The 26,845-nt window shown below is 33.6% G+C and carries 25 protein-coding genes; 14 read left to right on the top strand and 11 right to left on the bottom strand.

What is annotated here, in order from left to right; genetic code table 11:
- Positions 1-32: 32 nt before the first annotated feature.
- The 4 genes from RB618_RS09515 (at position 33) to RB618_RS09500 (ending at position 5,111) form a co-directional block, all read left to right on the top strand.
- Positions 33-1,649 (top strand): CTP synthase, encoded by a 1,617-nt coding sequence (locus RB618_RS09515; protein ID WP_308068530.1) that lies wholly within the window; start codon positions 33-35, stop codon positions 1,647-1,649.
- A gap of 79 nt (positions 1,650-1,728) precedes the next feature.
- The gene (gene yidC, locus RB618_RS09510; RefSeq protein WP_308068529.1) at positions 1,729-3,645 is read left to right on the top strand and encodes a membrane protein insertase YidC; all 1,917 of its coding nucleotides are present in this window, start codon (positions 1,729-1,731) and stop codon (positions 3,643-3,645) included.
- 93 nt (positions 3,646-3,738) lie between these two features.
- Positions 3,739-4,464 (top strand): hypothetical protein, encoded by a 726-nt coding sequence (locus tag RB618_RS09505; RefSeq protein WP_308068528.1) that lies wholly within the window; start codon positions 3,739-3,741, stop codon positions 4,462-4,464.
- Positions 4,465-4,553: 89 nt separating this feature from the next.
- Positions 4,554-5,111, top strand: a complete 558-nt coding sequence (locus tag RB618_RS09500; protein ID WP_308068527.1) for a DUF4956 domain-containing protein — start codon at positions 4,554-4,556, stop codon at positions 5,109-5,111.
- Here RB618_RS09500 and RB618_RS09495 read toward each other — a convergent pair.
- Complete coding sequence (locus RB618_RS09495) at positions 5,108-6,985, bottom strand: PEP/pyruvate-binding domain-containing protein (protein ID WP_308068526.1); 1,878 nt, start codon at positions 6,983-6,985, stop codon at positions 5,108-5,110. The genes RB618_RS09500 and RB618_RS09495 overlap by 4 nt on opposite strands.
- Positions 6,986-7,317: 332 nt before the next feature.
- Here RB618_RS09495 and mnmA point away from each other — a divergent pair, with 332 nt between their 5' ends.
- From mnmA to RB618_RS09475, 4 genes are read left to right on the top strand one after another with little or no spacing between them, the layout of a single operon-like run.
- Positions 7,318-8,505, top strand: coding sequence for a tRNA 2-thiouridine(34) synthase MnmA (gene mnmA / locus RB618_RS09490; protein ID WP_308068525.1), 1,188 nt, complete (start codon positions 7,318-7,320; stop codon positions 8,503-8,505).
- A 44-nt stretch (positions 8,506-8,549) separates the two neighbouring features.
- The gene (locus RB618_RS09485; protein ID WP_308068524.1) at positions 8,550-10,157 is read left to right on the top strand and encodes a S8 family serine peptidase; all 1,608 of its coding nucleotides are present in this window, start codon (positions 8,550-8,552) and stop codon (positions 10,155-10,157) included.
- A gap of 5 nt (positions 10,158-10,162) precedes the next feature.
- Positions 10,163-11,107 carry a nitronate monooxygenase gene (locus tag RB618_RS09480; protein ID WP_308068523.1) on the top strand — a complete coding sequence of 315 codons (945 nt, stop codon included), beginning with the start codon at positions 10,163-10,165 and terminating at the stop codon, positions 11,105-11,107.
- Positions 11,108-11,127: 20 nt separating this feature from the next.
- Entirely contained in the window at positions 11,128-11,538 is a 411-nt protein-coding gene (locus RB618_RS09475; protein WP_308068522.1) for a hypothetical protein, read from the top strand.
- A 138-nt stretch (positions 11,539-11,676) separates the two neighbouring features.
- Here the strand turns inward: RB618_RS09475 and RB618_RS09470 are convergent, their stop codons facing one another.
- Entirely contained in the window at positions 11,677-12,114 is a 438-nt protein-coding gene (locus tag RB618_RS09470; protein WP_111378652.1) for a DUF4268 domain-containing protein, read from the bottom strand.
- Between the two features lie 92 nt (positions 12,115-12,206).
- Between RB618_RS09470 and RB618_RS09465 the strand changes: the two genes are divergently transcribed.
- Both RB618_RS09465 and RB618_RS09460 read left to right on the top strand, forming a co-directional pair.
- Positions 12,207-12,851, top strand: a complete 645-nt coding sequence (locus RB618_RS09465) for a CoA pyrophosphatase (protein WP_308068521.1) — start codon at positions 12,207-12,209, stop codon at positions 12,849-12,851.
- A gap of 132 nt (positions 12,852-12,983) precedes the next feature.
- Positions 12,984-13,793 (top strand): lysophospholipid acyltransferase family protein, encoded by an 810-nt coding sequence (locus RB618_RS09460; protein ID WP_308068520.1) that lies wholly within the window; start codon positions 12,984-12,986, stop codon positions 13,791-13,793.
- 182 nt (positions 13,794-13,975) lie between these two features.
- Here the strand turns inward: RB618_RS09460 and RB618_RS09455 are convergent, their stop codons facing one another.
- From RB618_RS09455 to RB618_RS09445, 3 genes are all read right to left on the bottom strand, one after another.
- Positions 13,976-14,608, bottom strand: a complete 633-nt coding sequence (locus tag RB618_RS09455) for a hypothetical protein (protein ID WP_274255991.1) — start codon at positions 14,606-14,608, stop codon at positions 13,976-13,978.
- 8 nt (positions 14,609-14,616) lie between these two features.
- Positions 14,617-15,111, bottom strand: coding sequence for an RNA polymerase sigma factor (locus tag RB618_RS09450; protein WP_008462500.1), 495 nt, complete (start codon positions 15,109-15,111; stop codon positions 14,617-14,619).
- Between the two features lie 154 nt (positions 15,112-15,265).
- Entirely contained in the window at positions 15,266-16,327 is a 1,062-nt protein-coding gene (locus RB618_RS09445; protein ID WP_308068519.1) for a DUF3810 domain-containing protein, read from the bottom strand.
- A gap of 207 nt (positions 16,328-16,534) precedes the next feature.
- On the opposite strand from RB618_RS09445, the gene RB618_RS09440 reads away from it, so the two are divergent.
- Positions 16,535-17,995 (top strand): aminoacyl-histidine dipeptidase, encoded by a 1,461-nt coding sequence (locus RB618_RS09440; RefSeq protein WP_308068518.1) that lies wholly within the window; start codon positions 16,535-16,537, stop codon positions 17,993-17,995.
- Positions 17,996-18,066: 71 nt separating this feature from the next.
- Here the strand turns inward: RB618_RS09440 and RB618_RS09435 are convergent, their stop codons facing one another.
- The 5 genes from RB618_RS09435 to RB618_RS09415 all read right to left on the bottom strand — a co-directional run bounded on the left by RB618_RS09435 (position 18,067) and on the right by RB618_RS09415 (position 22,523).
- Positions 18,067-18,405: a DHCW motif cupin fold protein gene (locus RB618_RS09435; protein ID WP_308068517.1), complete on the bottom strand. Its 339-nt coding sequence runs from the start codon at positions 18,403-18,405 to the stop codon at positions 18,067-18,069.
- Between the two features lie 93 nt (positions 18,406-18,498).
- The gene (locus tag RB618_RS09430) at positions 18,499-19,281 is read right to left on the bottom strand and encodes a carboxypeptidase-like regulatory domain-containing protein (protein WP_111378645.1); all 783 of its coding nucleotides are present in this window, start codon (positions 19,279-19,281) and stop codon (positions 18,499-18,501) included.
- 173 nt (positions 19,282-19,454) lie between these two features.
- Positions 19,455-21,371, bottom strand: a complete 1,917-nt coding sequence (locus tag RB618_RS09425) for a DEAD/DEAH box helicase (RefSeq protein WP_308068516.1) — start codon at positions 21,369-21,371, stop codon at positions 19,455-19,457.
- 203 nt (positions 21,372-21,574) lie between these two features.
- Positions 21,575-22,153, bottom strand: a complete 579-nt coding sequence (locus RB618_RS09420; RefSeq protein WP_308068515.1) for a non-canonical purine NTP diphosphatase — start codon at positions 22,151-22,153, stop codon at positions 21,575-21,577.
- Positions 22,119-22,523, bottom strand: a complete 405-nt coding sequence (locus tag RB618_RS09415) for a DUF2809 domain-containing protein (protein ID WP_308068514.1) — start codon at positions 22,521-22,523, stop codon at positions 22,119-22,121. The genes RB618_RS09420 and RB618_RS09415 overlap by 35 nt, the downstream gene beginning before the upstream one ends.
- A gap of 221 nt (positions 22,524-22,744) precedes the next feature.
- On the opposite strand from RB618_RS09415, the gene RB618_RS09410 reads away from it, so the two are divergent.
- The 3 genes from RB618_RS09410 to RB618_RS09400 all read left to right on the top strand — a co-directional run bounded on the left by RB618_RS09410 (position 22,745) and on the right by RB618_RS09400 (position 25,034).
- Entirely contained in the window at positions 22,745-23,923 is a 1,179-nt protein-coding gene (locus tag RB618_RS09410) for a glycoside hydrolase family 88 protein (protein ID WP_308068513.1), read from the top strand.
- A 6-nt stretch (positions 23,924-23,929) separates the two neighbouring features.
- Complete coding sequence (locus RB618_RS09405; protein WP_308068512.1) at positions 23,930-24,337, top strand: hypothetical protein; 408 nt, start codon at positions 23,930-23,932, stop codon at positions 24,335-24,337.
- Positions 24,338-24,602: 265 nt separating this feature from the next.
- The gene (locus RB618_RS09400; RefSeq protein ID WP_308068511.1) at positions 24,603-25,034 is read left to right on the top strand and encodes a hypothetical protein; all 432 of its coding nucleotides are present in this window, start codon (positions 24,603-24,605) and stop codon (positions 25,032-25,034) included.
- 267 nt (positions 25,035-25,301) lie between these two features.
- On the opposite strand, the gene RB618_RS09395 is transcribed toward RB618_RS09400, so the two are convergent.
- Positions 25,302-26,816, bottom strand: coding sequence for an FMN-binding glutamate synthase family protein (locus RB618_RS09395; protein WP_308068510.1), 1,515 nt, complete (start codon positions 26,814-26,816; stop codon positions 25,302-25,304).
- Positions 26,817-26,845 lie beyond the last annotated feature (29 nt).

Raw genomic sequence — 26,845 nt, 5'->3', positions numbered from 1 at the left:
TTTTTACACAACTACTTACAAACGACAACAGAATGAATCAAACAAAATATATTTTTGTTACAGGAGGTGTGACCTCTTCATTAGGAAAAGGAATTATCGCGGCATCTTTGGCAAAATTGTTACAAGGAAGAGGATACCGTACTACAATTCAGAAATTTGATCCATATATTAACGTAGATCCGGGGACACTAAACCCGTACGAGCACGGAGAATGTTATGTGACAGATGATGGAGCTGAAACTGACTTAGACTTAGGACACTACGAGCGTTTCTTGAACGTTCCTACTTCTCAGGCTAATAACGTTACTACAGGAAGAGTTTATCTTTCGGTTATTGAAAAAGAAAGAAGAGGAGAATTTTTAGGAAAAACGGTTCAGGTTGTTCCTCATATCACAAATGAAATCAAAGACAGAATGCAATTGCTAGGTAAATCTGGCGATTATGATATTGTAATTACTGAAATTGGTGGTACAGTTGGTGATATCGAATCTTTACCTTATATAGAATCTGTTCGTCAATTGGTTTGGGAGTTAGGTGAAAATAACGGAATTGTTATTCACTTAACATTAGTTCCTTATTTGGCTGCAGCTGGTGAGTTGAAAACAAAACCAACACAGCATTCTGTTAAAACTTTAATGGAAAGCGGTATTAAAGCCGATATTTTGGTTTGTAGAACTGAGCATGAATTGTCTCAGGAATTACGCCAGAAATTAGCTTTATTCTGTAATGTGAAGAAAGAAGCGGTTATTCAGTCAATTGATGCTTCTACTATATATGAAGTTCCAAATTTAATGCTTGAAGAAGGATTAGATGTTGTGGCTTTAAAGAAATTAGATTTGCCTAAAAAAGCATCTCCAGATCTTAAAAACTGGAATACTTTCTTAAAAAGATTAAAAAGTCCAAAACAAACTGTAAACATTGGTTTGGTTGGAAAATATGTAGAAATGCAGGATTGTTACAAATCTATTTTAGAGGCGTTTATCCATGCAGGAGCTGCAAATGAAACTAAAGTAAACGTAATTTCTATTCACTCAGAGCATATTAATGCTGAGAATGTGGCAGAGAAATTAGGAACTCTTGACGGAGTTTTAGTTGCTCCAGGTTTTGGAGAAAGAGGTATTGAAGGAAAAATCGAAGCAGTTCGTTTTGTACGTGAAAACAATATTCCTTTTTTCGGAATTTGTTTAGGAATGCAAATGTCTGTTATCGAATATTCTAGAAATATTTTAGGTTACGCTGAAGCGAATTCTACTGAAATGAACGACAAAACGTCTCATCCGGTTGTGAGTTTGATGGAAGAGCAAAAAAATGTAACCGACAAAGGAGGAACAATGCGTTTAGGAGCTTGGAAATGTGATATTAAACCAGATACTTTAGCGTATAGAATTTACGGAGAAAAAACTATTTCGGAGCGTCACCGCCACCGTTATGAGTACAACAATAAATATGCTGATGAATTGCAAAAAGCTGGTTTAAAAGCTTCTGGAGTTAACCCTGATACAGGTTTAGTAGAAATTGTAGAGCTAGAAAACCACCCATTCTTCATTGGTGTACAATACCACCCAGAATACAAGAGTACAGTTGCAAATCCGCACCCAATCTTTGTAAACTTTGTGGCAGCTGCAGTAAATGCACATAAAAAACAGTAATTAATATTTTGAGAAACTTGTAACTTTTGAGACAAACTCATTACTAATAAGCTTCAATGAATAACTTTTTTAAATTATAATGGAAGAAAAAAAATTAGACCTCAATTCAATCATTGGTTTTGTATTGATCTTTGGAATTTTGATTTGGATTATGTACCAAAATCAGCCTTCTGAAAAAGAAATCGCTGCTGAAAAAGCCAAGAAAGAATTAGTTGCTAAACAAGAAGCACAAGCAAAAGCAGATAAAGCTAAAACTGCGTCATTACCAGCTGCAGCTGTAACTCCTGGAGATACAGTTCAATTGGCTCAATTGCAAAAAACTTTAGGAGGATTTGCTTATTCTGCAACACTTCCTTCTGCAAAAGAAGCTTTTACTACAATCGAAAATGAAAAATTAAAATTAAAGATTGCTAATAAAGGTGGATATATTGTTGAAGCTACTTTAAAAGAATTCGAAAGATTAAAAAAAGGTTCTGGACAATTAGTTGAGTTAATCAAAAACAACAACTCAAACCTAAATTTACAGCTTCTTACAACAGACAATAGAACATTAAATTCTAAAGATCTGTATTTCGAACCAACATTAGAAAAAATTGGTGCAGACCAAGTTCTTTCTATGCGTTTGAAAGCTGGAGCAAATGAATTTTTAGAATATAAATACATCCTTAAGCCAAGCGATTACTTAGTTGGTTTTGATATTCGTTCTCAAGGATTAAACAGAGTTTTAAATTCTGCAAAACCAGTTGATTTGCAATGGGATTTAAAAACATATAGAAATGAGAAAAGTGTAGCTTACGAAAACCGTTATGCGCAAATTGATTTTAAATACGAAGAATCAAAATACAATAACGTAAGCCAACACGGACAAGGGAAAGAAGAAACTCCTGAAAAAGTAAGTTATGTAGCTTTTAAACAGCATTTCTTTACCACTATTTTATCTACAGAAAAACCTTTTGAAACTTCAAAATTGCAATCTGATGATTTAGTTAAAGACGAAAAAATCGATACTGTTTTCACTAAACAGTTTAGAGCTAATTTGCCTTTAGCGTTTTCAAACGGAGAGATCGATTACAAAATGAATTTGTATATGGGTCCTGCAGATTATAAAACATTAAAAGCTTACGATAAAAACTTCGAAAAGATTATACCATTAGGATGGGGAATCTTCGGATGGATCAACAAATGGATTTTCATTCCATTATTTGGGTTCTTAAGCTCAACAATTGGATTGTCGTTAGGAATTGCAATCATTATTTTTACAATTGTTATCAAATTGGCTATGTCGCCAATTACCTATAAGTCATTCTTGTCTCAGGCTAAAATGAAAGTTTTAAGACCTGATATTGCAGAGTTGGGAGAAAAATTCAAAAAAGACCCAATGAAGAAACAACAGGAAACAATGAAACTGTACAACAAAGCAGGTGTAAACCCAATGGCAGGATGTATTCCGGCATTGATTCAATTGCCTTTCATGTATGCATCGTTCCAGTTTTTCCCTGCAGCATTCGAATTAAGACAAAAAAGCTTCCTTTGGGCAGACGATTTATCTTCTTTTGACTCGATTGTAAAATTACCATTCAACATTCCGATGTATGGAGACCATATCAGTTTGTTCCCAATCTTGGCAGCAATTGCGATTTTCTTCTACATGAAAATGACTTCGGGAGACCAACAAATGGCAGCGCCTCAGCAAGAAGGTATGCCAGATATGGCAAAAATGATGAAAATCATGATTTATGTTTCGCCATTAATGATGTTAATTTTCTTCAATAACTACGGTTCTGGATTATCTTTATACAACTTTATTTCGAACTTAATTACAATCGGAATTATGTTTGTTATTAAGAATTATATTGTAGACAGTGATAAAATTCACGCTCAGATTCAAGAAAACAAACAAAGAGAGCCTAAGAAACCAAGTAAGTTCCAACAGCGTCTTCAAGAAGTAATGGAACAACAGGAAGCAGCAAAAGCTCAGAATAAGAAAAAGAAATAATTCTAAATAAAAAAATCTCGATTTATCGGGATTTTTTTATACCATTATACTTTATAATTAAGATTTTCGTTAAGCTTAAAAATAGAATTTACCATGACCTCAAAAAAAATCATATTTGGATTATTATTCCTGACAGCATTAGTTTCAAATGCTCAAACTGATATTAATAAAGTTGACGCAGCTGGAAAAAAAGACGGACTTTGGAAAGGTACTTATGCCGAATCTAAGCGCCCTCGCTACGAAGGAACTTTTGATCATGGAAAAGAAACTGGAGTTTTTAAGTTTTTTGATGATACAAAAAAAGGTGACATTGTAGCGACAAGAGATTTTAGCGCAAATGATGGAAGTTCGTATACTATTTTTTATGATCAGGGAAAAAATAAAGTGAGCGAAGGAAAAGAGATCGGGAAAGCGCGTGAAGGCGAATGGAAATATTATCATAAAGCGTCTAAAGTTTTGATGACAGTTGAAAATTATAAAAATGGAAAACTGGAAGGCTTAAGAACGATTTATTATCCAAATGCTCAAATTGCAGAAGAGATGACGTATAAAAATGGTTTAAAAGAGGGCCCTTATAAAAAAATAGGACAAGACGGAACGCTTTTGGAAGAATCTTATTTTAGAAATAATGAATACAACGGAGAGACCGTTTTTTATGATTCAGATAAATCGATTGCTTCAAAAGGGAAATTTGTAAACGGTAAAAAAGCTGGAATCTGGCAGTTTTATCAAAAAGGAAAATTAGTGAAAGAAGTGAATATGAGCGATCCTAAAAACACGAATAAAGCTTCTGAAAAAGGCCCAGCGCCGAAAAAGTAATAGTCTAAAAAGTTCAGAATTCATTCATTAAAAAATAAAATAGGTAAAGAATAAATTGTTTACATTTGATTAACCAATTATTCTAACCAATGGATTTAAATGAACTTTTAGGACGATTTTCACTGTTGTTTTGCTCAATTTTAGTTCTGTATTTTTTTTCCAACAGAAAAGATAATGCAACCATAAATCCGTTGATGGTTATTGTTGGGCTTTGTACTTTTTCGCTCTGTTATCTTTTTACAAAAATCGAAATTGGAGTCGGAATTGGTTTTGGTCTCTTTGCGATTTTTTCGATACTTCGTTTTAGAACACAATCTTTTACTGTAAACGCAATCATCTTTCTTTTCGCAACAATTACGCTGTCTATTTTAGACATTATGTATCCGTTTGAAAAGATTGAATTATTATTGTTTTTTCAAATTATTATTATCGGATTTTATATTGTCGCTTCAATTATTGTCAACAAAAAAGCTTCAAAATATCTGAATTCTGTAGATGTGAAAATTCCGCTTGACGAAAACTTTTCTTTAAACTCCGAAATAATTAGAAAATCAATTCAAGAGAAAATTAAGATTGAAGATTTTGATTTTAGAATTGTCTTAATTAACACAGCGGCCAACGAAATAGATTTATTAGTTTTCTATTAGTCATTAAACGGGCGGACTTGTTTGATGTACAAATCTCTTTTTTCGCCTACAATTTTAAATTCTATATCGACAGGATGAAACAAGTTTTTACGCCAATATCGATACATTTTGGTTTCAATTTTTTTGCTCACATCATACAAATTGCTCATTTCTTTTCGAGTCAATAAAGGTTCGTTATTATTCAGATTTGAATTGGAAGTATAATCAATATCAAAGTCGGTTTCGTCTTTTCCGTCATTAAAATGATAAGCAACAAATTGTTCGCAGATTTCTCCTTTTTCGGGTTTTACAACCGAGTTTTCTCCTTTTTGAACATTAACCGTAATTCCAGGAAAGTTCTCTCTGAATATATTTTTGGTGATAATAACACCATTTGCTAATTCGTCAGGAAACGAACGATGCACTAAAACTCCCATGGCAATATTTTGCTGATCAATTCCAAAAAGTTCTCTTTCGTTATAAGAAGCCTCATTCCAAACACTTGCCCAAACTTGTTTGATGGCTTTTTCGAAAGTTTTGATGGAATCGCCTATAATTCCTGTTTTAGAATCGTACAATCCGGCGCCATTAAAATCATCTAGATCTTCGGCATTTGTAGAAGAACGAAATCTGAAATTTTTGAATTTCGCATCTTTAAAAGTTTCATTGAGTTTGGCTATTAAAGTTGGATCCGCGTTTTCTTTTTTAATGGCATCTCTGATCTTTTTCAATTGTTTGTTAATCCATACCGTTGAATCTTTATGCGGATAGGCTAAAAGTTCGGTAATTAAGGGAGAAATAGTAGGTTTTTGAATGTGTTGAGTATAAAAATAAAACGGAATAGCATGCGCATTTTCTGGAACTTTAAACGGAATTTCTTTCGAAATTGCAATTAAATATGCCATGTTTTGAGCTTTCGAACCAATATAATTTACTCCTTTTTTGGGAATTTCAGATAAGTTGATTAAGTCAGTTACAGAATTGTCAATTGTTAGTTTTTTCTTTTTTCCGGCAGATTTTACTGGGATTTTTTTAGTTGTTTCTTTTATGAAAAAAGTATCGACTTCTATTTTTAATTCTACTTTTTTAGAAAGCAGTCTTTCGATGTTGTTATCTTTTTCAATAGCAGTGTAAGCCATAATCGGAATCTTTCTGTTTTTTCCTAAAAGAACCAAATGGCTTAACGGAGTTTGAAGTTCGTTTACAATAATTCCTCGCACATTTGGAAGAATATCTGGCGTTCCGTCTAAAATAATGATTTCATCAGAGTTAGGTTTTATGGTTTCCAGTTCTTTGATTTTGTATTTTTTTAGAATTCCAACATTACTGCCTCGAACAACTTCTTGATATTTGATTTCGCCAAAAATATAATCTGATTTTATACACGGAATTTTGAATTTCTGCTGCTGAAACCATTCCATCATTTCTGGATTATTCAGATAAAATTTTAGTTTTTCGCCAATAAATGTGGAATTTTTAACCATATTGAAAAAACGTTCAATCAATGGCAAAGGCATATGATCGGACGCAGCGAGTTCAAAAATCCATTTGTCAGTTCCTTTTATATGATTTAAATTTCCGAGAAGGAAATCTCTGTTTTTCTCCGTATCGCTATAATTTTCATTATTAAATATTTCAAGATCTTGACTGTAGCCTAAATAATTAACAACAAAATCATAGTGAAGTAAAATAACACTACTGTTGAAATAATACATTTTCTGTTCTCTAAGATCATAAATCACTTTTACAGATTCGATATTCGAAAATTTATCAGACAATGGTTTTCCTCTAAATGCCTTGTAAGCTTCATAATTTGGCAGTGACGCGCTAAATCGCTGCGCACTTAGCGAGGTTAAGATGAAAAGGAAAAATAAGCTGTAAATGAATTTTTTCATACAATACAAATAGATGATTAAATGTAATTAAAAAAAGAACTCATTGAGTGAAATTGTTTTTGTCAATTTTACCTCGTCCAATTAAATTTAAATCTTTGCAAATTTGCTTTATTCTGTATAAATCTGCGTGAAAATATCGCTCGAAAAAAAGTATTTCACGCAGATTTTAAGAGATTTTAGCAGATTAAATTTGATTTTTCTTCTATTTCGCCCAACGAGCAAAAACCGAATAAGTTTTATCTACCGCGGGATTACTTAAACTAATGAAAACCATGGTGAAATTTTCTATTATTTGGCGTACCTTTGCAACCTTAAAAAATTAAACATTCAAAATGAAACGAGTAGTTGTTGGACTTTCAGGTGGAGTAGATTCTAGTGTTGCAGCATATTTATTGCAGCAGCAAGGATACGAAGTTATTGGTCTTTTCATGAAGAACTGGCACGATGATTCGGTTACTATTTCGAACGAATGCCCTTGGCTTGAAGACAGTAACGACGCTTTGCTTGTTGCTGAAAAGCTTGGAATACCGTTTCAAACAGTTGATTTGAGTGAAGAATACAAAGAAAAAATCGTTGACTACATGTTTAACGAATATGAAAAAGGAAGAACTCCAAATCCTGACGTGCTTTGTAACCGCGAAATCAAATTTGATGTGTTTATGAAAATCGCTTTAAGTCTTGGAGCTGATTATGTGGCCACAGGACATTACTGCCAAAAAAGTGAAATTGAAGTAGACGGAAAACCGGTGTATCAATTGATTGCTGGAAATGACGTTAACAAAGATCAATCTTATTTCTTATGCCAATTGTCGCAAGAACAATTGTCAAAAGCCTTGTTTCCTATCGGAGCTTTGACAAAACCAGAAGTGCGTGAAATTGCTGCTGAAATGGAATTGGTTACAGCAGAAAAGAAAGATTCTCAAGGTTTATGTTTCATTGGAAAAGTTCGTCTTCCCGAATTTTTACAGCAAAAATTACAGCCTAAAGAAGGTAAAATTGTTCAAGTAGATAAAAATGATCCAATCTATGCTATTGAGAAATCGGCTGAACTTTCTTTAGAAGAAAGATTAAAGCTAGAATCTCAAAAGCTTGATTATATTCCCACAATGGGAAAAGTAGTTGGAAAACACCAAGGAGCTCATTATTTTACAGTTGGACAAAGAAAAGGTTTGAATGTAGGAGGAACAACAGATCCTTTATTTGTAATTGCGACCGATGTAGAGACCAATACCATTTATACAGGTATGTCTAGCGAGCATCCAGGTTTGTTTAAAAAAGCACTTTTTGTTGGACAATCTGAAGTACATTGGGTTAGAGAAGATATGACGCTAAAAGCAGGAGAAAATATGGAAGTGATGGCAAGAATCCGTTATCGTCAGCCATTGCAAAAAGCTGTTTTGTATCAATTTGAGGACGGAATGTACGTGGAGTTTGAAGAACCGCAGTCTGCTATTACAGAAGGACAATTTGTTGCTTGGTATTTAGAAAATGAATTAGTTGGTTCGGGAGTAATTTCTTAGCTTTATACTTTATTTGGGAGTGAATCCCTTAAAGGTGTAAAACGATGAGATATAACTTTACTTTTCTTTTATTACTTCTTTCATTTACGGTATTTTCGCAAGAAGATGCATGGGTTTATTTTAATGGTAAGCCAAATGCACAAGCCTTTTATGATAATCCGTTAAGCGAACTTTCTCAAAGAGCTTTGGATCGAAGAACGAATCAAAATATTGCTTTAGCTATTACTGACGCTCCTTTAGAAACTGCGTATGTAAATCAAATTACTTCAAGCACGGGAATTATCGTAAAAGCGCGATCAAAATGGCTGAATGCACTTCATATTGAGGGAACTCAGACCAATATTAATGCTTTAAAATCACTGTCTTTTGTTTCCAGAATTGAGTTTGCTGACAAAACTTTAAATACTACAGGAAAAAGAGTTTCTGAAGCGTCTATTAATCAGACTCATGATAAATTAAAAACGGCAATTGATTACTCTTACGGAAATTCGGCAAATCAAATTCAGATGCTGAACGGACAAGTTTTGCATCAGCAGAATTATACCGGAGAGGGGAAAATCATAGCTGTTATGGATGCAGGTTTTCCAGGCGTGAATACAGCTCAACCTTTTGAAAATCTCAGAAATAATAATAAAATTCTAGGCGGTTACGATTATACTACCAGAAACAGCAATTTTTACACAGGTGGCTCTCATGGAACTTCGGTGCTTTCAACTATGGGAGGTTATACGGTAAATTCTTTGGTAGGAACAGCTCCAAATGCATCGTATTACCTTTTTATCACAGAAATTGATGCACAGGAGATTCCGTTAGAAGAATCGCTTTGGGTCGAAGCGGCAGAAAAAGCAGATGCTTTAGGTGTTGATATCATAACTACTTCACTAGGATATTTTTTGTATAGAGATGAAATTAGATACAATCATACCTATAGCGAGATGAACGGAATTACGACCTTTATTTCTCGTGGTGCAGAGATTGCTTTTAGTAAAGGAATATTGGTTTTGGCTTCTGCTGGAAATGAAGGAAACCAGCCAGAAAATCATATTGGAGCCCCTGCAGATGCTGTTTCTGTATTAGCAATCGGTTCTGTTAATGCTTCTAAAGTAAAAGCTGGTTCTAGTTCAATCGGGCCAAGTTATGATGGTAGAGTAAAACCCGATGTTATGGCAAAAGGAGCATCAGCTACGGTTTCTGATGCAAATGGGAATATTGTTACAGCAAGTGGAACTTCATTTTCTTGTCCGATAATGGCAGGAATGGCAGCTTCTTTATGGCAAGCATTTCCATCAAAAACAAACAAAGAAATCAGACAGATGATTTTGAGTTCTGCTGATCGATATGCGAATCCAGATAATAATTATGGATATGGAATTCCAAATTTTGGTGCAGCGTTAAGTGTTGACAGTTTTATTGCAGAGGCTTCGTTTGCAGTATATCCAAATCCGACTAAAAATGAAGTTTCGTTTTCTTTTTTAAATGAAAACAACACTGCATCAGTAACCATTTATTCTATCTTAGGGCAAAAATTAATAGAAGAAAAAATCAATAATTCAAATCCAGTTCTTTCTCTGCAATCGCTTCAAAGCGGATTGTATTTGTATAGTTTTGATGCTGATAATCTGCATAAAACAGGGAAAATAATCAAGCAATAATTTTAATGAATAAGATCACTCAGCTTTTTAATATAAAATACCCAATCATTCAAGGCGGAATGATCTGGAACAGCGGTTACAAATTAGCTTCGGCAGTCAGCAATGCGGGAGGTTTAGGGCTTATTGGTGCAGGTTCTATGTATCCAGAAGTTTTACGAGAACACATTCAGAAATGCAAAAAAGCAACCGACAAGCCTTTTGGAGTTAACATTCCGATGTTATACCCCAATATTGAAGAAATTATGAATATTGTAGTCGAAGAAGGCGTAAAAATTGTCTTTACTTCCGCTGGAAATCCAAAAACTTGGACTTCATTTTTGAAAGAAAAAGGGATTACAGTTGTTCATGTGGTTAGCAGCAGTATTTTTGCTTTGAAAGCACAAGATGCAGGCGTAGATGCAGTTGTGGCTGAAGGATTTGAGGCAGGCGGGCACAACGGGCGTGAAGAAACCACTACTTTGACTTTGATTCCTATGGTAAAGGAAAAAATACAAATTCCATTAATCGCAGCAGGAGGAATCGCTACAGGAAGAGGAATGTTGGCTGCAATGGTTTTGGGAGCTGATGGTGTTCAGGTTGGAAGCCGTTTTGCGGCATCTATAGAATCTTCTTCACACAATAATTTTAAAGAAACAATAGTTAGTACTATAGAAGGAGGTACGCAGTTGACTTTGAAAGAATTAGCGCCTGTTCGATTGATAAAGAATAAATTTTATCAGGACGTCCAGGATCTGTATCAAAAATGCCCTTCTAAAGAAGAATTGGTTCAGCTTTTAGGAAGAGCAAGAGCCAAAAGAGGAATGTTTGAAGGAGATTTGGAAGAGGGAGAATTAGAAATTGGACAGGTAGCAGGTCTGATTCACAAAATTTTGCCAGTTGAAGAAATTGTTCAACAAATGATAGCCGAATTTGAAACCGCATCCAAAGAAAAGAGTACATTTGAGTTTTAATTGACTACACGAAAAATTTTATGAATTCTCTACGCCCCTATATATTGTTATTGTTTTTTATTTTTGGATTGCAACAGATTCAGAGTCAGTCTTATCATTTTAAAACCTCAGGATTTAGCGTTCTAGAAAAAAACGAAAGAGGAAAGTGGGGTGAGTGGTCAAATCTAGATTTGGTAAATCTTTCGGTAGTTTTAGATACCAATAAGCATAGAATTGTAGTTTATTCTCAAGAAATACAGCTTTACAGTATTTTAGATTACATTGAAAGAGAAGAAAATGATACTGATATTACCTATTCTTTTATTTGCAAAGATAATGACGGAAAAGAATGCAAATTGTCAATTATTACCCGTAAAAAACAAGACTACAGAAAACAGCTTTATATTAATTATGACGATCATATAATTGTGTATAATATTATTACTGTTTAGTTAAGGTGCTAAGCTTCTAAGATGCTAAGTTTTTTTAGGATTTAGATAAAATAATAATCCCGACAGGTTTTTAAAACCTGTCGGGTCTGCTATATAAAGTCAGAGCTTAGTAACTCAGTACCTTAGTATCTTAGAATCTCAATTTTCCACATCCTTAATAAATTCGTCATATTCTAAATAGAACATTTCCAGAGCGTGCATATTTTCGTTGAAAAAATCAAAAATAGTATCCCAAGTATTTTTATTGCTGAAACCAACACCGAGCTTTTCAACCCAGATTCTACTGATGGTTTTACCACTTTCTAGAGTATAATTTTTTTCGAAAACTAAATCTTTAATAAATTCTTCTTCTAGAATATTTTTTAAAGCTTCTAGTTTTTCAAAATAAGCAATGCGTTTTTCATCGCTTCGCTGTTCGATATCAATTAAAACCTGAGCCTTTTTATTGTCAACATAAAACTTAAAAGAAAAGTCTTTGATCTTTGTGTCATAAAGTACCCATTTGCGAGGATATTTCTCGGCAAATGCTACCCAAAATTCTCTTTTTATTCTTTGCGATTCTTCTTTGCTGTACATTTTTTTAGGCTTTAATAATAGAAAACTTGTGGCACTGCGTTTTCTGGAGTATATTTATGTTTTATTTGAAAGTACAAAAATAAGCTTTGATTATGAATTTTCAAGACTTTTTGAAATATGTTCCCAATATAATTCCTGTAGAGCTGCCAGCAGTAACCTCACATTTAAAAATGGCTCCAAAAGAGCGTATAGAGGGATTAAAAAATCTTGATATAAATGCATTAAACGCTAGAATGGCGGGAGTAATGATGCTGTTTTATCCTAAACAGGAAAAAACACATCTGGTTTTGATTGTTAGAAATGCTTATGATGGCGTTCATTCGGCTCAGATTGCATTTCCGGGAGGGAAATATGAAAAAGAAGATTTAAATTTTGAAGCCACAGCGCTTAGAGAGACACATGAAGAAGTCGGAATTACAAGCGATAAAATAGATATTATTAAACATTTCTCTCCGATGTATATTCCGCCAAGTAATTTTTTGGTACATCCATTTTTAGGAATTGCAACAGAGGAACTTTCTTTTTATCCTGATATAAGAGAAGTTGCTGGAATTATCGAACTGCCCTTATCTGTTTTTTTAAATGATGATATTGTTATCGAAGCCAGATTATCAACTTCTTATGGGGCAAATATTTTAGTTCCTGCTTTTAACATTCAGAATCATGTTGTTTGGGGAGCCACGGCAATGATTTTGAGTGAATTGCGAGATGTCTTAAAAGAAGCGATGACAAAATAAATTTGATAAAGTTTACTTAATGATTTGATATTCATTTGGATACCTCTTAATTGGAGAAATTGTTTTATAGTGTTGCTAAAAGAATAATTTTTGTATGTTTGCGACCTAACAAAAAAATAAGATAAATTAGTTATGGGATTGTTTAAACGAAATCCTTTTGGGCATATATTATTCATCAAGAAATGGTTGATCCGAATTCTAGGTGCCATGACTCATAAGCGATATAGAGGTTTTAATGAATTGCAGATTGAAGGATCTGAAATTATTAAAACGCTTCCAGATACTAATGTTTTATTTATTTCCAATCACCAGACTTATTTTGCAGACGTTGTAGCGATGTTTCATGTCTTTAACGCCAGTTTATCAGGACGTCAAGACACAATTAAAAATATTGGCTATTTATGGCAGCCAAAAATGAATATTTATTATGTGGCAGCCAAAGAAACGATGCAAGCTGGATTATTGCCTAGAATTTTAGCTTATGTTGGTGCAATAACAGTAGAACGAACATGGCGTTCTAAAGGAGTTGACGTGACTGAAAAACGTGATGTAAACCCGAACGACACAGAAAATATCAGGATTGCACTTGAAGATGGTTGGGTGATTACTTTTCCTCAAGGAACTACAAAATCGTTTAAGCCTGTTCGTAAAGGAACTGCACATATCATCAAACAGCACAAACCGCTTGTTATTCCTATTGTGATTGATGGTTTTAGAAGATCATTTGATAAAAAAGGACTTCGAATGAAGAAAAAAGGAATTCTGCAATCTTTCATAATCAAAGAACCTCTTGATATTGATTATGAAAATGATACTATCGAACAAATCGTAGAAAAAGTAGAATACGCAATCGAACAACATCCATCATTTTTAAAAGTTATTCCAGCTGAAGAGATAAAAGCACAAGAAGAGCTTAACAAAATGAGACAATGGGATTATTAATATAGTTTTTTCTTGTTTTAAGTTTCAGGTTTCAAGTTTGCTTTGTCTGGCTGAGCGAAGTCGAAGCCTAACTTTCTGCCCTTCGACTTCGCTCAGGGTGACATAGAATTTATTTGTTCTGTAGCGTCAGAGTTGTTCAAAAAAACTTAGAACCTTAGCATCTCAGAACCTTAGGACCTTTTTCAAAAATCTATCTTCTTCAACTCTTTATAGTTGGCGTATAATCGTCTTAAAAGCGTTCCATAAATAATTCTGTAAAAACACCAGAACAATCCAAAGAAGCCTAATATTACTAGGAATAATATACCGATTGTAACAAACATAGCTTTTCCGTTCATGGCTAATTTTTCTCTCAGAAATTCCATATCTGGATTGTAGACAAAAGCAATAAAGAAGCTTAAAATGGCTGTAATTACGATCATTCCTAAATTATACCAAACATAATATTGAACCGTTTTGCGTGTTTTTAAAATAGCGCTCATTAAAGATTTTGTGGCTATTGTGGTCGAAATTGTTTTGTAATTTTTATAGAAGATGTAGACAAAAATTAAAACTACAACATAATTGAAATAGGTTAGAAACTCTAAAGCTGTTACAATTTCAGGATGATTCATTTTGTGCAAGACATCATCTGTATTGATAAAAATGTTTGAAAAAGTCCAAAACGAAATTTCCAAAATACTGATAATCAAAATCCATTTTACAATGGAAGATGATTTTCTGTGAATCATCTTATAGATTTCGTTTTCAGAAATTTGTTGAAAAGAATCAGAGTTCTTTTGCCAGTCTTTTTTTAGTAAATCCAGTTCTTTCATAATAATTTTTAAGGATTTAGTATTTTTTTAAGTTTCCCCTTGATTCTGTTCATTTTCACGCGCGCATTCACTTCACTGATTCCTAGGGTTTCAGCTATTTCTTGATAATCTTTGTCTTCTAAATACATAAAAACTAATGCCTTTTCGATGTCATTCAATTGATAAACTGCTTTGTACATCAATTTAATCTGTTCTTCTTCTTCATAATTGTAGTCAACATCTTTTACAAAATGCTGATGATTTTCATAATCTACGGTCGATATAGTTCTTTTGGTTTTGCGGTATAAGGTAATCGCTGTGTTTAAGGCAACACGATAGGTCCAAGTCGAAAATTTGCTGTCACCTCTAAATTTTGGATAAGCTTTCCAAAGCTGAATAGTAATCTCTTGAAACAGATCTTTATGAGCATCTTCGCCAGCAGTATATAATCTACAAATCTTGTGGATTATATTCTGATTTGCCTGCAGCTGCGCAACAAATGACTGTTCTAGATTTTCGCTCATATTTATATTAGTAGTTATGAAATCATTTTTGTTACAGTTGATGTTTTATTTTTTGCCACGAATTACTCAAATTTCTCGAATTACTTCTCAAATTGAATAGATTAAAGTTGAGTTTTCTAAAATTTGTGCTAATTTGTGTAATTCGTGGCAAACTTTATAGTTCTCTTGTTTTATAGTAATTAATCGTCAAATCGATGAACTTACTATAGCTTTCCATTCCATCTTTCTGATTATTGGTTTTTAAAAAATTATCCCATAGAAAATGAAAACCTTTGTCTATAAAGGTGTCGTATTTTTTCCAGAAATCATCGCTTTCTTGAAAGTTTTTTAAAATTCCAACGTGAACGGTTTTCTTTAATTGGTTAAATATCTTTTCATTTTTATATTTCCAAATTCCTAAACAATAGCTTAAAGTAAAACTATATCCTGAATATTGATAGTATAAATTGTCATTTTTGACAGAAGCCAAAAGGCCAATAAAATTGCATTCACTTTCACTAGCAAAACCAATCTGATGTGCCATTTCGTGAGATGTGGTGAGAGGGAAGTTATGCATTGGCAATAAATAATTAATCTGAGCTTCGTTTGTAAAAGGATTTAAGTAACCTCCAAAGCCCATATAAGTCAATGGAACACTGAATAATGATTTTTTTACGCTTAAAGTTTCATATTTGAAATAAGGATGTTCTTTCGCTAAATTATCATAACCGTTTAAAATCAACTGAAATGATTCTTTTTGAGAGTATGGAAAAACAACTTTAGCACTGTCATTTTTTGTTATTTGAAACTGAACTTCATTTGTCTTAGCAATTAATCTTTTAGTGAAATTTAAAAGATCAGCATCAGTATATTCTCTCTTGATTTCCATTTTTTCAAAAAGAGGTTTGCGATAATAATTGAAAGCCCAAAGCAGATGGAAGAAAAAGTAAAAAACAGAAATCTTACCCAACATTGTTAGAAGGTGATCTTTCCAATCTGTTCTCCAAGTTTTTCTGATTTTCCAAAACCAGCCAATTATAGAAATTAGTAAAAGAGTATAAATGATGTCGCCAACAGAAAATGGAACTTTGCCTAAAAGTGTTCTTGAAAAATGGGAAATTCTAACAAATAAGTTTTTGCTATAAAAACCTTCCACAAAATCTGGAAAGTAGGGAAGGATTTTATAAAAAATAATTTGAACTAAGAGAAATAAAGGTAGGACGTATTTTGATTTCACAGCGTAATTTTTAGATGCGTAAATATAAATACAATATCCAATGATTGAAAAAAGTTCGTTGTGAATTCTACGAATTTTCGCTAATTATCGATTTATTCAATTTTAGAGCCATTTTAATTTGTGCTAATTCGTGCAATTCGTGGCAAAAAAAGCAATTAAACTTTGTAACTTTGAAGCTCTTAATTGTTAAACATCAAACAAAATATAATGAGTCAAGAAGTAAGAAATCTGGAACCAAAAGCGCTTTGGAACAAATTTACAGATTTAAATGCTGTTCCCCGCCCATCAAAGAAAGAAGAGCGTGTAATTGAGTTTATGAAGAACTTTGGAAATAGCTTAGGTCTGGAAACTTTCGAAGATGAAATCAGAAACGTAATCATCAGAAAACCGGCAACTCCAGGAATGGAAAATCGTAAGGCAATCGTAATGCAGGGGCATTTAGATATGGTGCACCAAAAAAATGCAGATACAGTTTTTGATTTTGATACTCAAGGAATCGATATGTATGTTGATGGTGATTGGGTTCGCGCGCGCGGCACAACACTTGGAGCAGATAATGGACTTGGAGTGGCGACTATTATGGCTATTCTAGAAAGCAAAGATATTCCACATCCTGCAATCGAAGCCTTATTTACCATTGATGAAGAAACTGGAATGACTGGAGCTCTAAATCTTAAAGGTGGAATTTTGCAAGGTCAGATTTTATTGAATTTGGATACTGAAGAAGATGATGAAATTGATATTGGATGTGCTGGTGGAATTGATGTAACAGCAACAAGAACATATCATGAAGAAGAAGTTCCAGAAGGTTCTGTTGGTTATACTATTACAGTAAAAGGCTTGAACGGTGGACATTCAGGAATGGATATTCATAAAGGTTTAGGGAATGCCAATAAGATTATGAACCGTTTATTATTTGATGCGTTTGAAAACTTTGGTTTACAGATTGTTGAAATTAATGGAGGAAGTCTTAGAAATGCAATTCCTAGAGAAAGCGTTGCCAAAGTAATCATTTCTCAAATGTTTGATGAAGCTTACGTATATGATATGCAGGAAATCATTTCTGATATTAAAGCTGAATATAAAACAACTGAACCTAATTTGACTATTGAAATAGTGAAAGGTGAATTGCCAGAAAAAGTGATGGATTTAGGTGTTCAAGAAGGTATTGTCAGAGCGATTTATGCAGCTCAGAATGGAGTTTATAGAATGAGCGCCGATATGGCTGATTTGGTTGAAACTTCAAATAATATTGCTCGAGTTGTTATTAAAGATGGAGAAATCTTAGTAGGATGTTTAACGCGTTCTTCTGTTGAATCTTCAAAATTTGATTTGGCTAATTCTTTACGTTCTGCTTTTGAATTAGTTGGATGTGAAGTTGAACTTTCTGGTTCATATCCAGGATGGACGCCTAATGTAAATTCTGAAATCTTAGAAGTTTTAAAAGAGATATACGAAAAACAAAATGGTGAACAGCCAAAAGTTGTAGCTTGCCATGCAGGTTTAGAGTGCGGAATTTTAGGGACAAATTATCCAGATATGGATATGATTTCTTTTGGACCAACTATTCATGGAGCGCATTCTCCAGATGAAAGAGCAAGTATTTCTTCTGCACAGAAATACTGGAAATTCGTATTGGAAATTCTTTCAAATATACCAGTTAAATAAATAGTTTTCAGTCGCAGTCTCAGTGTTCAGTTTTGTAAAACTGTAAACTGAGACTGTAAACTGAGACTAGACTAATTTAAAAAGTCCCCGTCTATTATTAGCAATTCGACACCTTTAGTTGTAATAGAGCGATGAGAACTCATGTCGTCAGAAACAATATAAGTCATTCCTTTTGTTAATGTTATTTTTTTACCGTTATCTAATTCGCTGATGAAATCCCCTTTCAAGCAATGCACAATGTGTCCTTTTTGGCACCAGTGATCAGCAAGATAATTTTTACTGTAAACAACTTTTCGAACACGTAGACCTCCTAATTGTATGGTCTGCCAATAAGCAGTTCCCGTTTCTCCTATGTGTTCTGTTTTTTCGATTTGACTCCAATCAATCGTCTGAAAAGGTATTGTAGACATTTTTTTTATGGTTTTGGTAGTTAATAGTTATATCTAAAACAAAAAAAAATCCTCAGTTTTAAAAATGAGGATTGATTTTTTATGTTGTGAGTTTTAATTTCGTTTCAAAACTTTATATTGTTCATAACAAGCGCTTATTGCATCCATAATCTGGAGGTCGTTTGCAGTTTGGATGAAAGAATCTGAATAGTTGCAACGATGCATAATTTCAGGGATTTCGTCCTTGCTGATTCCTAATAATACAGCAACGGTTTCACGATCGTATTTAGATTCTAAAAGTGTTCGTACAGTATCATCTTTTTTCATTTCCTTCAGCTTCTTGAGTTCTTTTCCGTTTTTTCCGAAGAAATTATAGAGCATGTCGGCGGGATTGAAAATCGAACCGAGGACTTTTCCAAAGGCATTTGGAGCATATTCTCCGGCTTCATAACCTTGCGTTAAACCTGAAATGCTATAACGATAGTTCTCTTTTGTTGGAATTAATTTTGAGTCAATTTCAAGATATCCTGTTAGAGAGAACGGAGCGATAACAACCTCTTCCAAAGCAATTGCTTTTTCGGTAAGCTGAATTCTAGTTACTTTATTTTTAATCCAGTCATTTGTAACTCTGATTCTTAGAGATTGAAATCCTAGGATAGAAAAATGTAGCGTATCGTTGACTTGTACATCAATTTCAAAATATCCTTTTTCGTCAGATTTTGCACCACGCACTTTGTTGGTGTTAATGATATTTACTCCAGCAAGCGGTTGTTTGCTGTCGTCATTGATAACGTAACCTGAAACTCTTTGTGGAACTGTTGGCTGTGCATCTTGCGTATCTTGCGCAAAACCAATGTTAGCGAGAAGTGTAAAAAAGAAAATTGCGAAATATTTCATATCCTGATTTAAAGCTCTAAAAGTAGTAAATAGGGATTAAATATCTCGCAGTCTTGGAATTTAATTATAAGAAAATTAACAAAGACATTGATAAGATTATTGGATATAAGAAAAAATCCCAAATTCCGTATAAAATTGGAATTTGGGATTTTGTATTTTAAGAAATTGAATTATTAATCTCTTCTTGATCTTCTTGGTCTTGAGCTGTCTCCGAAGTTTTCAGAACGTCTTGGAGCTCTATCTGAACCGCCTTCGTTTCTTGGAGCAGAGCTTCTAAAACCGCCTTCTCTTCTTGGAGATGAGTTTCTGTCGCTTCTGAAACCTCCATCACGAGATCCGCCTTCGCGTGAACCTCCGTCTCTTGAAGAACCTCTATCGCTTCTGAATCCGCCTTCACGTCTTGGAGCGAAGTTTCCTTCTCTTCTTCCAGAATCACGTCTTCCGCCACGGTTGTTGTGGTCACGTCTTCCGCCACCGTCATTTTTAGAAATCTCAACATTAATACGACGACCTTCTAATTGTACGTTGTTTAAAACGTCCATTACTTTGTCAGTATGCTGTGGATCAGTGTTAAAGAAAGAGAAACCTTCTTTTACATCTACTTTAAAGATATCATCACGACCTAAATCTAATGTTTCTTTCAAGTAATCTTTTAATGACATCCAGTCGAAGTTGTCTCTAGAACCAATGTTTACAAAATAACGAACAGCTCCGTTATTGCTGAATTCTCTTGGTTCAGAATCGCCTCTTTCGCGTCTTTCGCCGCCACCTACAGAGATATCTCTATTTTTCTTGTAATAAGTGATGAAACGGTTAAATTCTACTGAAACCATTTTCTTAATCAACTCTTCTTTAGATAAATCTTCAAGAACATTGTTGATTGCTGGTAAATAGTTGTCAATTTCGTGATCAACTTCAGTATCTTTAATTTTATTTGCTAAGTGTAATAACTGAATTTCGCAGATTTCGATTCCAGAAGGAATAGTTTTTTCTTCGAATTTTTGTTTGATGATTCTTTCGATAGAAGAAATTTTACGTAACTCGCTTTTTGTAACAATTACAATAGAAGTTCCTAATTTTCCAGCTCTACCAGTACGACCAGAACGGTGGTTGTAAGTTTCGATTTCGTCAGGTAATTGGTAGTTTACAACGTGTGTTACGTTATCAACATCAATACCACGTGCAGCAACGTCAGTAGCAACAAGCATCTGAATTTGTCTTCCACGGAACGATTTCATTACACCATCACGTTGTGCTTGAGATAAATCTCCGTGTAACGCAGCGGCGCTATATCCATCTTCAATTAACTTCTCAGCAATAGCTTGTGTGTCTCTTTTTGTACGACAGAAAACTACAGAGAAAATGTCTGGATTAGCATCAGCTAAACGTTTTAAAGCTTCGTAACGATCACGAGCATTTACTAAATAAAATTCGTGAGAAACCGTAGATGAACCTGAGTTTTTAGCACCAACAGTAATCTCAACTGGTTCGCTCATAAATTGTTTTGCAATTCTAGCAACCTCTTGCGGCATAGTTGCAGAGAACAACCATGTGCTTTTTTCGTCTGGAGTATCTGATAAAATAGATACGATATCATCATAGAATCCCATGTTTAACATTTCGTCAGCCTCATCAAGAACACAGTAATCTATGTTTTTAATGTTTACTAAACCTCTGTTAATCATGTCTTGCATTCTTCCTGGAGTTGCCACAATAATTTGTGCACCTCTCTTTATTTCTCTTGCTTGCTCTGTTATACTAGCTCCTCCGTAAACTGCTACCACATTAATACCTTTTTCGTATTTAGAGTAGTTTTTAAGTTCGTTAGTAATCTGTAAACATAACTCGCGTGTTGGCGATAAAACTAATGCTTGTGTATTTCTGTTGTCGGCATCAATTTTTTGAATTAGCGGAAAACCGAAAGCTGCCGTTTTCCCTGTCCCTGTTTGAGCCAACGCAACCATATCCGTGTCTTTTTCCAATAATAGGGGAATCGCCTTTTCCTGTACCTCTGACGGATTTTCAAATCCTAGATCTAAAATCGCCTTCAGTAACGATTCATTCAATCCTAATTGTTCAAATTTATTCATATGTGTTTTAAAATAGGGTGCAAAATTACTGTTAATTATTCAGATAAACTAATGCAATTTTAAGAATTATGTATTTGTTAAGAATTGATTATCAAAAAGTTACAGTTTTATTAAAATAAATTTTTCCAGAAAATGAGGAAACACGCCAAAAATTACGTCGTAAAATGTAAAATTTAGCTTCTAAAATGTTGTATTTTAAACAATTATTTTGTGGTGCTCAGGAAATCAATGAGTTGCTTAACCGCTTTTCCGCGATGGCCTATTTCATTTTTTGTTTCCAAAGGCAGTTCTGCAAAGGTTTCAGTAAAATTTTCGGGTTTAAAAATAGGATCATAACCAAAACCATTTGTGCCTGTTTTGGTTAAAGTAATTTCTCCTTTTGCAATTCCGGTAAACAAATATTGTTTTCCATTAAGGTTTAAAGTTATAACGGTCTTGAACTGCGCACTGCGGTTTTCTTTATTTTTTAAAGCTTCTAAAAGCTTATCCATGTTATCATCGGCATTTTTTTGCTCGCCAGCATATCGAGCAGAATAGACTCCAGGTTCTCCATTTAAAGCATTTACTTCCAGACCTGTATCATCGGCAAAACAATCATAACCATATTTTTCGGTTACATAATCGGCTTTTAAAATAGCATTTCCTTCTATTGTATATGCTGTTTCTGGAATGTCTTCTAGACAATTAATATCTTCTAAGCTTAAAATTTTAATGCTTTCTGGAAGCATGCTTTGAATTTCTGCAATTTTATTTTTGTTGTTTGATGCGAAAACGAGATTCATGATTGTAGTATTTTAAAAATGATTTTTCAGTAATAAAAGCAATTGCAATTCCAAACGTATAAGCGAGAATATCAGACCATAAAAATCCTTGACCTAATACATATCTGCCAAAAAGTGTTTTCCTAAGATCAACAATCCATTCGCTTTGATAAAGCTGTAAAAATTCAATGCAATAACAAATAAAAAGAGAAAGTAGTATAATAAAGAAGAACTTTTTTGATGGAAAAATGACTCGAACTAAAAAGTAAATCATTACCGCATAAAGAAAATCGCCAATCCATAAAGGTATAAAAGATATTTTTCTTGAAAGTATTCCAAAGAGAATAATGCTTAGGAAGATTAGAGAGTAGTTGATTCTTGTTTTGTTCAAGTTTAGTATTGTTTTGTTGAAGCAAATTTATGCAAACATTGGTAATTCCTCTTTGTCAAAGTTTAAAACTTTGACAAAGAGGAAAAAGTAGAAACATTAATAAACATGAAAAAATAGTGTATCAATAATCCATTTTTGGGTAACAAAAAATCCAAAACCTCTATAGCTTCACTTTATTTTATAAATTTATCAGTTAATTAATTATCTATCAAAATAACCACATGAAGGCAAAATTTCTTACCCTGATTGCAGCTTTGTTTCTTTTAGGAAATCAAAGTTATTCTCAAAAAGACAAAACGTTTAATATTAAAAAACAGTTAGAGTATTGCGCAGAGCAAGCTTCAAAAACTTTAAAAGTAATTCCTAACGATGGAACTTCTCCGCGAACAGTCCCAAACGGAAGCAAAGAATGGAAATTTGTTGGTTACAAAGATTGGACTAGCGGGTTCTGGCCAGGAGAATTATGGTTTTTGTATGAAGCTACTAAAGATAAAAAATGGGAAAAAGAAGCCGATAAATTCAGTCGTTTTTTAACGCCATTATCTACAAGTAAAGCAGGAGATCACGATTTAGGTTTTCAGGTTTTTAATAGTTTCGCGAATGGATACAGATTGACTAAAAATCCAGAATACAAACAAATTATCTTGAGAACTGCCGATACATTGGCAACACTTTTTAATCCGAAAGTGGGAACAATACAATCGTGGCCTCATAACAAAATGGGGGGGCATAATACTATTATCGATAATATGATGAATCTGGAGCTTTTGTTTTGGGCTTCAAAAAACGGAGGAAGTAAAAATTTATACGATATAGCGGTTAAACATGCCGAAACTACAATGGCAAATCATTTTAGACCAGATAATACTTCATATCATGTCATAATTTACGATTACGAAACGGGAAAAAAGATAAAAGGAAGAACCGCGCAAGGATATAGTGATGACAGTATGTGGGCACGTGGTCAGGCGTGGGCGATTTACGGTTTTACAATGACGTATAGAGAAACAAAAGACGTTAAGTTTTTAGATTTTGCTCATAAACTTGCCCGTGTTTATTTAGATAAATTGACCACAGAAGATTTAATTCCGTATTGGGATTTTAATGCGCCAAATATTCCAAACGAACCAAGAGATGCTTCTGCAGCGGCGATTGTTTCCTCGGCACTTTTAGAATTAAGTTCGTATACAAAAGACAAGAATTTGAAAGCTGAATATTTGGCAAAAGCTAAAAAAATGATTGTTTCGCTTTCAGACCATTATCAGAGTCACGACGTTAATTCTGCATTTTTATTGCATTCAACAGGACATAAACCAGCAAACAGTGAGATAGATTGTTCTATAAATTACGCAGATTATTACTATCTTGAGGCATTATTAAGACTTCAAAAATTAAAATAGAAAGTTATGCTAAAGAAAATAAGCCAAATTGCCTTTGCAATAATGATGGTATTGACACTTGTGAGCTGTAAAAATACCAAACAGAAACTTCAAGAATATGTTGTTACGTACAACAAAAGTATTGCTCCAAGTTTTAGAGCCGAAAATGTAACGCTTACGACGGCAAGAGGTTATATTAATGACGATAAAATTGAATTGCGATTTGAAACCAATTTGGAACAGAGTGAAAAAAATAAAATTGCTACTTCTATAGCATTTACAAGAATGCTAAAATCGATGATTGAAAAAGATCAGATTCCAAGGCAATTAATCGAAGAAGGTGTTCAATTTGATGTTTATTTTCTAGCAAATGATAATACCGTTTTAGGCAAGGAAGTGTTAACAGGAGAATCTCTTAAATATTTATTGAAATAATAAATTACGTTTGTAGAAAATACAATTCATTCTAATTCTTACATATTGAAAGTCTCTTTAAAATTTATTTAAAGAGACTTTTTTATGTTTAAGACTAGAAGTTGAGCATAAAAGGAAAGTTTTTATTCTTACAAATATTCTCTTTTTTAGGATATAATCGGTTTGAATTCAAAGAATTACAGTTGTTTTTTTATAAATCGGTATTGGTTTTATGTTATAAATTAATTATGTTTGAGTTAAAAAATAACTATTAAACCAAAAAATTATGAAAAAAATTACCCAAATCGCATTTGTTGTTGCTTTTGCATTGTTTTTAGCAAGCTGTAAAAATACCAAGCAGAAAATTCAAGAACATGTAAGTAATTATAACAATTCATCTTCTATAAAAGGAAGCGGAATTACGAGCACAACAGCAAAAGCTTTTCTAGATGACAATAAAATTGAAATTAGGATTGAAACCAATTTAGAAGAAAACGATGCAAACAAATTAGCCTACAAAGAATCTTTTCCTAGTTTGTTGAAAGAAATGATTAAGAACGATCAAATTTCTCCATCACTTATCGCAGAAGGAGTAAAGTTCGATGTTTATTTCTTAGCCTATAACAATGCTATTTTAGCACAGGAATTAGTAGATCAGGAAGAATTAGCGGTCTTAGAAGGAACTGCTAAGGCAGGCAAAGAAACGGCAAAATTATAGACATAAACAATTCTTAATATTCCGCTAGGAATATCTCATCGGTAAAAAAAAAATGGTATTGTTTTGCCTAGTGTCATGTAGGGAGACCTGTTTTTTTATATTGAATATATGTATTGTTAATCAAACGTTTCTACGGAACGTACGCGTAATAACAATTCAAATTTAATTCTACACCAATGAGACATTCCTACAGACTGAATTTCGGTTGTTTGATTGCTCTATTTCAAATAAACAAAAAGCCTCTTCAGTTTTGAAGAGGCTTTTTGTTTATGAGAATTGAGTAACATTTTTAAGATTATCTGGGAAATAGAGTTCCGATAAGTTAGTAAACTCATCGCCGCGCATAAAAATATTGATATCAACATCTGCAAATGATGTTTTTCCTGCAGCTGCCAAAAGCTCATTTGCCGCATGAAGCGTATTTTTATGAAAATGGTACACTCTTTCAGACTTATCTGTAACGACCAAACCTTTCATCAGCATTTTGTTTTGCGTAGCTACTCCCGTTGGACATTCGTTATTATGACAACGTAGAGCCTGAATACAGCCTAAAGAAAACATAAATCCTCTCGCACTGTTACACATATCTGCGCCTAAAGCAATAGCATGCAAAATAGAATAACCAGAAATGATTTTACCGCTTCCAATAATGCGCATTTTATCGCGAATTCCTAAACGAACCAAAGTTTTGTTTACGAAAATCAATGCAGGCTCAAAAGGCATTCCGACGCCATCTGCAAACTCAAGCGGAGCTGCGCCAGTTCCTCCTTCAGCTCCGTCAACCGTAATGAAATCTGGGTAAGTATCTTCGTTGATCATCTCTTGGCAGATATTTTCAAATTCGGCAGTATTTCCAATACACAATTTGAATCCAATAGGTTTTCCATTAGATAAATCGCGCAATTGTTGTACAAAATTAATTAATCCTTTGGCATCCGAAAAAGCATGATGTCCAGGAGGAGAAAGAATCATAGTGTGTGGTACAACTCCTCTAATTTTAGCAATTTGCTCTGTATTTTTTCTAGCCGGAAGGACACCTCCGTGACCCGGTTTTGCTCCTTGAGAAAGCTTTATTTCAATCATTTTTACATTTGGAAGATTGGCTTTTTCTTTGAAGTTTTCTGGACTGAAATTTCCTTCTGCATCACGGCACCCAAAATATCCCGTTCCAATCTGCCAAGTAATATCTCCGCCTCCAGCGAGGTGAAATTCAGTTAATCCACCTTCTCCGGTATTTTGGTAGAAATTTCCTTTTTTTGCTCCAATATTGATAGCACGAACGGCATGTTCGCTCAATGAACCAAAACTCATTGCAGAAACATTAAATAAAGAAGCCGAATAAGGTTGCTTGCAATCTTTTCCGCCAACTAATACGCGAGGTAATTCTTCGTTTACTTTTGCTGGAAAAATAGAATGTTTTATTCCTTCGTAACTTTCTGTATTTAAGTTTAATTGTGTTCCAAATGGAGTGCTAGAATCGATATTTTTCGCTCTTTGGTATACTAAAGAGCGCTGGTTTCTTGAAAAAGGTTTTCCGTCTGTAGATCTTTCAATAAAATATTGCTGAATCTCAGGTGCAATCATTTCAAATAAATATCTGAAATAACCCAGAACCGGAAAGTTTCTTAAAATAGCATGTTTTTCCTGAGAGGCGTTGTAAGCTCCCACAATTAGCAAAAGCGGAAGAATAATAACAAGTAAATAACCTCGTCCTGTGTAATAATAAATTGCGGCAACAATTAGAAACAATAAGAATCCGTAAATAAAGAATTTTTTTCTCATGTTTTTAAAAAATTAAATGGGTAATAAAT

Origin of the sequence: Flavobacterium sp. LHD-85 (assembly GCF_030929595.1) — a bacterium.
GTDB lineage: Bacteria > Bacteroidota > Bacteroidia > Flavobacteriales > Flavobacteriaceae > Flavobacterium.
Note: the sequence above shows the minus strand (reverse complement) of the source record. Positions and strands in the feature narration are given on the sequence as shown.